The 9503-nt window shown below is 66.1% G+C and carries 8 protein-coding genes; 7 read left to right on the top strand and 1 reads right to left on the bottom strand.

Translation table 11 applies throughout. The features are described 5' to 3' along the window. Positions 1 to 300 precede the first annotated feature (300 nt). Entirely contained in the window at positions 301 to 1158 is an 858-nt protein-coding gene (locus VF092_06735; protein ID HEX6746977.1) for a DUF2971 domain-containing protein, read from the top strand. A 159-nt stretch (positions 1159 to 1317) separates the two neighbouring features. Here the strand turns inward: VF092_06735 and VF092_06730 are convergent, their stop codons facing one another. Then, positions 1318 to 1497, bottom strand: a complete 180-nt coding sequence (locus VF092_06730; GenBank protein HEX6746976.1) for a hypothetical protein — start codon at positions 1495 to 1497, stop codon at positions 1318 to 1320. A gap of 1256 nt (positions 1498 to 2753) precedes the next feature. Between VF092_06730 and VF092_06725 the strand changes: the two genes are divergently transcribed. From VF092_06725 to VF092_06700, 6 genes are all read left to right on the top strand, one after another. Next, positions 2754 to 2960, top strand: coding sequence for a CatA-like O-acetyltransferase (locus VF092_06725; protein HEX6746975.1), 207 nt, complete (start codon positions 2754 to 2756; stop codon positions 2958 to 2960). 19 nt (positions 2961 to 2979) lie between these two features. Then, positions 2980 to 3648: a hypothetical protein gene (locus VF092_06720; protein HEX6746974.1), complete on the top strand. Its 669-nt coding sequence runs from the start codon at positions 2980 to 2982 to the stop codon at positions 3646 to 3648. 515 nt (positions 3649 to 4163) lie between these two features. Continuing rightward, the gene (locus VF092_06715) at positions 4164 to 4901 is read left to right on the top strand and encodes a class I SAM-dependent methyltransferase (GenBank protein ID HEX6746973.1); all 738 of its coding nucleotides are present in this window, start codon (positions 4164 to 4166) and stop codon (positions 4899 to 4901) included. 163 nt (positions 4902 to 5064) lie between these two features. Next, positions 5065 to 6744, top strand: a complete 1680-nt coding sequence (locus VF092_06710) for a DNA repair helicase XPB (GenBank protein HEX6746972.1) — start codon at positions 5065 to 5067, stop codon at positions 6742 to 6744. Between the two features lie 244 nt (positions 6745 to 6988). Then, a complete protein-coding gene (locus tag VF092_06705; protein ID HEX6746971.1) occupies positions 6989 to 9049 on the top strand; it encodes a helicase-associated domain-containing protein in 2061 nt (686 codons plus the stop codon). 179 nt (positions 9050 to 9228) lie between these two features. Then, positions 9229 to 9480: a hypothetical protein gene (locus VF092_06700; protein ID HEX6746970.1), complete on the top strand. Its 252-nt coding sequence runs from the start codon at positions 9229 to 9231 to the stop codon at positions 9478 to 9480. The last annotated feature ends 23 nt before the right edge of the window (positions 9481 to 9503 follow it).

The following is a 9503-nucleotide window of genomic DNA, read 5'->3' as shown; positions in this document are numbered from 1 at the left end:
CGTTCGCACCGCGTGCACGGCGATGCGCCGCTTTTCTTCCTGGGCAGCCGGGGACAGGGACCGCGCATCACGATTTTCCATGCCCCCAATATATCGCTCCAGTCTGCAATATGCAAACTATTTATCGTCCGGAGTAATAACAGGCACACAACTCAACATATCACCGAGTGAAAACCCAAAATGTGGTGAGTAGGACGGTTGCCTCCACATGTTTGGTTGACATCGGGACAACCTAGGATGGAATTAACCCGATAACCAGGGCCGCACCCCATCCTCTTCCACCATAGACCTCTCAACGGCATGATCACCTTTAAGTACACACGTTGGACCGAATACGCATTTGATTCAGTCCTGCAGCAACGCATCTTCGTACCCAAGAAGGACCGGCTGAACGACCCGGCCGAGCTTATACATCCGATCAGGCTTTCAGAGCATCAATTTGAGGAAGGCGTGACAGAGGCATGGCAGATGACCCAAAGGGCGAGATTACTCTCTTTAAACATTGCCCGCGACATGAAGGAGATCTGGGCCGCATCTCAATCGATCGGTCCATTCCAGCATAAGTACAGCAAGTATGAGAATATAGATGACGAGTTCCTGCGTGTGCTGGAGGCAGTGTATGACCAAGCGGAGTTTGAAGAGGCTCTGCCGTTCTATGCTTTAGCCCAAGATGAGGAGCACCGATATTCCAACGCTACTCGCCAGGAAATCGCGACCCGGGTCAACGCTAAACTCTCCGCGATTGGTATATTCTCGATGTCGACCAGGAGCGACTGCCCAGTAATGTGGGCACATTATGCTCATAATCACACCGGTGCGGTGTTAATCTTCGATACTGCTCGCGATCCATTCCTCAACCGGTGCCGTAAAGTTCAGTATTTGGCCGCTCGCCCTCGGCTAACTCCCGCAACGATCGTCGATGCTCTTTTTATGAAGGCAAATTCGTGGAGGTATGAACGTGAGGTCCGTGTCGTCTCGAAGACAGGCGACACTACGCACAATTTGGGCGAGGGCGCGATGGTAGGGGTCATTCTTGGCCTGAAGATGAATGCGGCGGACCGAAAGGCGGCAATCGACTGCTCGCGTACAGTGGGAATAGAGGTCCGTGAGGCATTCGCCCACCCGGCAAAATTTCGCATTTGCTCTCGTCACATCTGATTCCGATTCCGTTCCTTACCGTAGGTGGAGGACGCGAATCTTTCCAAACGGATGCAGTCCAGCAGCTGATTCTGATACTTCGCCTCAGACTCGTACTAAATACGCTGGCAGCCGCAGGGTTTTATCCGCGGCCACCGAGCGTCCGACACTGCCTCCGCGTCAAGCGGCGAGCAGCCGCACCACCTCGCGCGCGCCGCGGCGGTACACGGTGAGGCACACCAACTCGCCCGCGGGATCGCGCACTTCCCACCAGTGGGTGTCCTTCCGCTTGGCGATGGTGTAGGCGGGCTGCTGCTCGGCGGCGGGAGCGGGGGCGGCGGTGGTCTGGTCAGCGCGCATCGTGGCCTCCAATCCTCTTGACCTTGGCCGCCAGGCAGGGCTAACGTTGGCGAGCGGACGGCCTTCGGGTCGGTTCGCGTGAGAGGCTGGTCGAATCTTCTTGGCGGGAGAGCGGCCAGCCTTGCTTTCGCCCTACTGGATAGAATGGTATGTCCATGAGGGATTGATGTCAATGCCGCTCTATCCAAAGGAGCTTGAGCATGGATTTCAAGACTGCGAGCGATATTCTGACGCGGCGGATAACGGCTGATGAAATCGCGGAGGCAGCGGGAGTGTCAGTAAGCACCGTTGCAAGGGCTCGACTCGATCGATCCAGTTCTGCGTTCCGCTCTCCGCCGGGTGAGTGGAGATCGGCGCTCACACAAATCGCGCGTGCACGAATACGCGAATTGGAGTCTCTCATCTCAGAACTAAATCGCGAATGAACCGCAACTACTGGCTTCAGTTCGAAATGCCACGTCGGTGGCGAGAGCGTATCTCGAGCGACCAAGTGAGGCATGAGTTCTCCGACTATATGGTGGACCTTCAACGGCAACTCGCGGGAGATTTTGAGCGGGTGACAAGGCGCGTCCACGAAGACCCTGGAACGGCGGGTGATCAGGTTGAGGAGACTTGGGCTGAGGTTCTCCGAAGCTGGATTCCAGCCACTTACCCTGTTGTAACGAAGGGTCGCATACTCAACGAACTGGGGGATAGCAGTCCGCAAGTAGATGTTCTCGTCCTTCAGCCGCATTATCCACATGCACTCCGGAAGGAGAAGTACTACTTTGCGGCAGGCGTGGTTGCTGCGTTCGAATGCAAGCTCCGCCTACGTCGCACCGACCTCCAAAAGTTTTTTTCCAACGCACAGACCATCAAGGAGTTATTTGAACGTCGCACCGGGACACCCTACCTCGAACTGATCCGTCCGATTTACTACGGCTTACTCGCGCACTCACATTCTTGGCGTGGAGATCAGGACACGGTGGAAGCGCGAATAGAACAATCAATTGACAGCTTTCATCAGCTTTCACCACACCCCGCACTTCTTCCCGATGCAGTTTGTGTTGCCGACGTTGCAACATTCATTTGTGCAAGGAACTTGTTTATTCCTTTGAAGCCGGACAGCGACGAACAAGAACTGTTTGCCGGCGTTGACGATTCGGGTGGCGTTGCCACCACATATTATCGATACTCAGATAGGGAGGACAATTCCATTCCGGTACGCGGCGAAACGCTCGGCTCCCTCATTGCCAACCTGACCTACCGCCTTGCGTTTGAGGATCCGCTTCACCTCGTTCACCAACGCGATGCGGCGGGAAGACTCCGTCCCCAAGCTCACCTTCGGCAAGCGGTACGCGGAAGGCGGGGCCTGGTACGTGCCGGTTTGCGTGGAGGTGCACCACGCACTGGTCGACGGCCTCGACGTGGGGGAATTCTTCGCGGGCTTTCAGGACTTGATCGCCCGGCCGCTGCCCGGCTGACGGCCGCCCCGCGAGAAGGATGCGACGCGAACCTGGGCCCGGAGAGACCACCGATGCCGCTGCGCTGCGGGAACGGCTGGCGCACGTCTACTGGATCGGGGGCGGGAGCGGCGCCGGCAAGTCAACCATCGCCCGCCGCCTGGCGGAACGGCACGGGCTGCGTCTCTACTCCACCGACGAGGTCATGCCGGACCATGCCCGCCGCAGCGCTCCCGGCGACTCGCCGCTGCTGGCCGCGTTCGCCGCCATGGACATGGACGAGCGATGGCTGAACCGGCCTCCTCAAACCATGCTGGAGACCTTCCACTGGTTCCGGGGCGAGGGCTTCCACCTCATCCTCGAAGACCTCCTGCGCCTTCCCACGCGGCCCGGCGTGATCGCGGAGGGCTTCCGCCTGCTGCCGCGGCTGGTGAAGCCGCTCCTCGCCGACCCCCGCCACGCCGTCTGGCTCCTGCCGACGCCCGGGTTCCGCCGGGCCGCGTTCGACAATCGAGGCACGCTGTGGGAGATCGCCCGGAAGACCAGCGACCCGGACCGGGCGCTGGGCAACCTGCTCGAGCGCGACCGGATGTTCACCGAGCGCCTGCACCAGGAGGCCAGGCGCCTGGACCTGCAGGTGATCGCCGTCGAGCCCACCATGACCGAGGCCGAGCTGGCCGGGCAGGTGACGGAGCGGTTCGGACTCTGAGCTCGGGACCCCAGAAGACGCGGCCCGCGGCAGTCGGCCGCGGGGCGCTTTCCGTCTTCCATACGTGCTGCCTTCCATCCCGCTCGGCAGGCGGGTAACTTCGACTTCCACTGGCTGCCCTGGGAGGCATACGAGGAGGCATTCCGGACGGTGGGATTCCGCTCGTGGAAGATCGAGCCGTTCCTGATCCCCCCGGACTCGGAACAGAAGCGCGGCGAGGGCTTCTGGGGACGAGTACATCGCCGCACCCTCGGCGATGCACATCACCTGTCACAAATAGCCGCACGAAAACGGACGCGGAGGGCAAAGCTCTACCGCGTCCTCACTTTCTTCTTTCCCGCTTTCCCCAGGAGCCACCCCGCGCGCTGACGACTCGTTGCGCCAGCCGCGGTTGGGCGACGCCGCCTTGATCCCCGACCTCCAGTCCCCCGCCCCGCTGCGGAACTCTGGCGCCAAATGCGAGGGACAATCATCCATACATCCATGCAGTCCCCCCTTCGCTGCAAGGAGGACCCATGGCGCAGTACGACACGATTGCCCGCGAGTACCAGGAGATCGCCGGCCTCCTGCCGATCCGCGAGCCCGAGTGGTACTCGCTCCGTCACCGGCTGGGCGACGTCACCGGCCTTTCCGTCCTGGACCTGGCCTGCGGCAACGGGCTGGTTACGCGCCTCCTCAAGCATTGGGGAGCCGGGCACGTGGTGGGCGTCGACGTCTCGGCGGAGATGGTCGGTCTGGCCCGCCGGCAGGAAGAGGCGCAGCCGCTGGGCATCGAATACCACGTGGCGGACGTCGCGGCGCTCGGCAGGATCGGCTCGTTCGATCGCGTCACGGCCGCGTACCTGCTGAACTACGCCCGCAGCCGCGAAGAGCTCCTCGGGATGGCGCGGACGATCTACGACAACCTCGAGCCCGGCCAGCACTTCGTGACGGGCAACGCGAATCCGCTCCTCCCGGCGCAACCCACCCGCGACCTGAGCAAATACGGCGTCAGGCACGACCTCGTGGGCGAGACCCTCCACGAGGGATCGACGCTGCATGCCACGCTGTTCCTGGGCGATAGAACGGTGGAGTTCGACTTCAGCTGGCTCCCCTGGGAAGCCTACGAGGAGGCATTCCGGACCGTGGGATTCCGCTCCTGGAAGATCGAGCCCTACCTGATCCCCCCGGAACTGGAGGAGAAGTACGGGAAGGGATTCTGGGACGACTACATCGCCACACCGGCGGTGCTCAACATCATCTGCCAGAAATAGTCATCGGCGCCACGCGCCCCGGGACTGCCGCCGGAGCGCGGCGGTCCCGCGGCTCCGGCGCACCCGTTCACCGCGCCTACTTTCATCCTCCGCCACCATTCGTTAGACTGACCCGTCCACGGCACACGCCCGTCCTTCCATCCACATCCCCGCCGTTTCCCGCGTGACGCAGTACCGCCCCGACAACCCGCTGATCGTGCAGGGCGACCAGACCGTGCTGGCCGAGGTCGGGAGCCCGCGCTTCGCCGAGGCGCGCGACCGCATCGCCCCGTTCGCGGAGCTGGTGAAGAGCCCCGAGCACGTCCACACCTACCGCATCACCCCGCTCTCCGTCTGGAACGCCTGCGCGGCCGGCTCAGGTCCGGACGAGATCGTGGGCGCGCTCCAGGAGTTCTCGAAATACCCCGTCCCCTCCGTCGTGGAGACGAGCATCCGCGACGCCGCCACGCGCTACGGGCGGCTGCGGATGGTGCGCGGGGCGGAAGGCCTGGTGCTGGAGGCCGACGAGCCGGAGCTGGCGGAGCTCGTCGGCCGCATCCGCGGGGTGGCGACGCACCTGGGCGACCGCATCTCGCCGGCCACCTTCCGCGTTCCCGCGGCCGAGCGCGGGCGGCTGAAGCAGGCGCTGGTGAAGGCCGGCTGGCCCGCCGAGGACCTGGCCGGATACACCCAGGGCGAGCCGCTCCCCATCTCCCTCCGCGAGACCACGCGGGCGGGCGAGTCGTTCACCCTGCGCGCCTACCAGGCGGACGCGGCGGGCGCCTTCCACGCAGGCGGGAGCGAACGCGGCGGGAGCGGGGTGGTCGTCCTCCCCTGCGGCGCCGGGAAGACGGTGGTGGGGATGGAGTGCATGGCACGCGTCGGCAGCTCCACGCTGGTCCTGACCACCAGCGTGACCGCCGTGCGCCAGTGGATCGGCGAGCTGCTGGACAAGACCACGCTGCACGAGGACCAGGTGGGCGAGTACAGCGGGCTGGCGAAGGACATCCGCCCGGTGACCGTGGCCACCTACCAGGTCCTCACCCACCGCGAGAAGGCGGACGCGCCCTTCCGGCACCTGGAGCTGTTCGACCGCCGCGACTGGGGGCTGATCGTGTACGACGAGGTGCACCTCCTTCCCGCCCCCGTCTTCCAGGTGACGGCCGGGCTGCAGGCGCGCCGCCGCCTGGGGCTGACCGCCACGCTGGTCCGCGAGGACGGGCGCGAGGACGACGTCTTCGCCCTGATCGGCCCCAAGAAGGCCGACGTGCCGTGGAAGGAGCTCGAGGGGCAGGGATGGATCGCGAAGGCGGAGTGCACCGAAGTGCGGGTGCCCCTGCCGAAATCACTGCGGATGCCGTACGCGACGGCGGAGCCGCGGCAGCAGTTCCGCATCGCCAGCGAGAACCCCGACAAGCTGCCGGTGGTCCGCCGCATCCTGGAGCGCCACGCCGGCGAACCGGCGCTGGTGATCGGGATGTACGTGGAGCAGATCGCGTGGATCGCGGACCAGCTCGGCGTGCCCGTGCTCACCGGCACCACGGGGCAGCGCAGGCGCGACACGCTCTACCGCGACTTCCGCGAGGGGCGCATCCCCGTGCTGGCGGTAAGCAAGGTGGCGAACTTCGCCGTCGACCTCCCCGACGCCGCCGTCGCGGTCCAGATCTCCGGCACCTTCGGCTCGCGGCAGGAAGAGGCGCAGCGGCTGGGACGCATCCTCCGCCCCAAGCCGGGCGCCAACCAGGCGCACTTCTACACGCTGGTCAGCCGCGACACCGAGGAGCAGGAGTACGCGATGAAGCGCCAGCTCTTCCTCTGCGAGCAGGGATACGCGTACCGGATCGCGGATGCGCGGGAGATCTGAGGAAAGTGCTGATATGAGTGCGCGGATGCTGATACGTAATCCGGATCTGGTCGATGGACCCGACGGACCCCACGCTGACGTCATCCTGAGGCCGGACAGACCGTAATCAGCGTCTGCGCAAACGTTTGCAGGCCGAAGGATCGATAGCCGCGTCCGCACGTGATCCGGTCGGGGAGCACCCTGCTTCACCCGGGCTCGGTGCGAAGTGAGATGAGATGAGGAGACGAACAATTCCGGGGGATCGATGAGGCTGGCGGATCTCGATTGGAGCGAGGTGCTCGGCGCGCTGCCGCGCTGGGAGGCGCTCTCGCCCGCGGCGCGGAGCGCGTTCGTGGCGATGAAGCCCGGGCAGGCGGCCGACGTGTCGGTGCTCGGCCCGGCCGCGGGCGAGCTCGTCGCGGCCGGTTTCGTGACGCCGCCGGGGCCGAAGGGGCGCCTTTACGCCCACGCGCCGGAGCTGCGGCCGCTCCTCGTCGCGCTCCGGGCGATGGACCGGCTGCGGCCGCTGGACGGGCTGGGCGGCGCGCTCTCGGACATGTACGTGCAGGACCAGCTGAGCGTCGAGGAGTCCAACGCGCTCCTGGGGCGGCAGCATACGCCCTACCACTGGGTGGACCGCGGCGCCGTGGCGGCGATGGTGTCGTCGGTCGACTGGCTGAAAGGGTTCCTGGCCGCCGCCCCGGGCACGCCGCTGCTCGAGTGGGAGCACGCGCACCTGCCCCGCACCGAGAAGCCGCGCCTCGCGTCGCCGGCGGCGGGAGACGCGCTGCGGCGGCTCCTGCACGCGCTGGCCGATCACCCGCACGGCATCCCGCTCCGCGACTTCGGCCGGCTGCTCCCGGGCGTTCCGCCGCACCTGGGGCTGGCGGCGCTCCGCGGAGGGCTGCGCTACCTGCTGCTCTTCGTCTCGCTGCGGCGCGACGACGATCCCGGGGTGGTGGTGGGGCTCCTTCCCTCCATCCTCCGCCGCCTGGGACCGCCTCCGTCCGCACCCGTTCCGGTGACGGTGACCGCCGTCTTCGAGGCGCCGTTCCGCATCTCCGACATGACCACCGTGCTGGTGGACGCGGCGGCGGAGCCCATCCCCGTGCGCGGCGGCGACGGGAGCCTGTACGTCCGCGCGCAACGGACGCTGGCGGCGCGGCTCCCCCGCCCGCCCGCGTGGGCCGAGGCGCTCCTGTTCGAGATCGACGAGGACGACGACGAGGACGACGAGCGGGAGACGACGGACCAGCGCGCAATGACGCTGCGCATCGCGATGGCGGTGGAGGCGCTCACGGTACTCGGGCTGGCGAAGATCACCAACGAGCGGGAGAAGTGGCAGCTCTCCGCCACGCCGGCCGGTCGCGCATGGCTCGCCCTGTCCGAGGGCGAGCGGCTGCAGCGGGTTCTGGCCAGGTACCGGGCGTCCACCCAGCGCACGCCGGGTGGATGGAGCGCGTCGCGGGAGAAGGTCGACTTCCTGGCCGTGCGACTGCCGTTCCCCATGCACGACGACAAGCCGGACCTGCGCGCCGCGCTCTCCGCCGCCCTCCTTTCCCTCCCCTCCGGCGGGATGATTCCCGTGGAGACGTTCCTCCGCCACCACGCCGAGCTCCACAACCCGCTGCTGGGCGCCGACGCGGCGTACCTCCGCAACCACGCCGGCTACTACGGCACGCCCCGCACGCGCGAGGGGTGGGAATCGATCTGGGCGCAGATGCTGGAGGCGTTCCTGCGGCTGCGCCTGGTGCCGCTGGGCGGCGCGCGGCTCGGGCGGACGGAGGACGGCAGGCTGGCGTTCGACATCACCGACGCGGGGCGCTACCTGCTCGGCGGCACGGACGACTTCCGTTTTTCCGCCGACGTGGACGGCGAGGTGGTGGTGCAGCCCGACTTCGAGATCGTCTTCCTTTCCGCCGCGCCGCGGATCGAGGCCGAGCTGGCGCGGCTGGCCGAACGCACGGGCACGGGGCACGTGGGCGCGCTTTTCCGCATCACCCGCGCGTCCGTGCTGCGCGCCGCCGAGTCCGGCATCACCGCCGAAGCGATGCTGAAGACGCTGGGCGGAGTGTCGCGCGCACCGGTGCCGGTGAACGTGGCGCGGCAGGTGAAGGACTGGTTCGGCGGCACGCGCCGCGTCCGCATCCGCCCCGCCGTGCTGGTGGAGTGCCCCGACTCCGAGACGGCGGCGCGGATCACCGCGCTCGGCGGATCGCAGGTGTCCGCCGTCACGCGCACCATCCTGCGCCTGGACGGCGACCAGAAGAGCGTCGGCGCGCTGGTGAAGAAGCTGCGGACGAAGGGCATCTTCGTGCAGGACTGATCACCTCGTCCGCCAGCAACAGCAGCCACGATCAATCCGGCGGAGGCAGAGGAGAATCGATCCCGCAGGGTGCAACTTCCTTGCGGGACATACTCTTATGCGCATCGCGGGAAACCTGGATCCGTACCCCTTCGTACTGTCATGCGGCAGAGCATGTCAGGAAGGAGGATCCAGATTTGTTGACGATTGCTCTTCTCGCCTTCGCCGCGGCGCTCCTGGACTGCGCCGCGACGGTTCTCGTCCTGCGCGACCGCCTGCTGACCGGCGATCAGCGGAGGTACCAGCTGCTGTTCGCCTGGATGCTGCCGTTCGTCGGCGCCCTGGGCGTGATCGTGGTGAACCGCATCCAGGCCAGTCAGGGCGAGCGCAGGCGCGAGCCCATCGGCAGCAATCCCACCCTCGACACCACGAACTGGCTGCGCTGGCGGTGAACGCCGGACCGGCGCGCCTCCTC

This window comes from Longimicrobium sp. (genome assembly GCA_036377595.1).
Classification (GTDB): domain Bacteria; phylum Gemmatimonadota; class Gemmatimonadetes; order Longimicrobiales; family Longimicrobiaceae; genus Longimicrobium.
Note: the sequence above shows the minus strand (reverse complement) of the source record. Positions and strands in the feature narration are given on the sequence as shown.

What these genes read in the sequence shown, in the direction of transcription:
- VF092_06735 (HEX6746977.1), top strand. Translation starts at nt 301, where the DNA reads ATGATCACCTTTAAGTACACACGTTGGACCGAATACGCATTTGATTCA.
- VF092_06730 (HEX6746976.1), bottom strand. Translation starts at nt 1,497, where the DNA reads ATGCGCGCTGACCAGACCACCGCCGCCCCCGCTCCCGCCGCCGAGCAG.
- VF092_06720 (HEX6746974.1), top strand. Translation starts at nt 2,980, where the DNA reads ATGCGACGCGAACCTGGGCCCGGAGAGACCACCGATGCCGCTGCGCTG.
- VF092_06715 (HEX6746973.1), top strand. Translation starts at nt 4,164, where the DNA reads ATGGCGCAGTACGACACGATTGCCCGCGAGTACCAGGAGATCGCCGGC.
- VF092_06705 (HEX6746971.1), top strand. Translation starts at nt 6,989, where the DNA reads ATGAGGCTGGCGGATCTCGATTGGAGCGAGGTGCTCGGCGCGCTGCCG.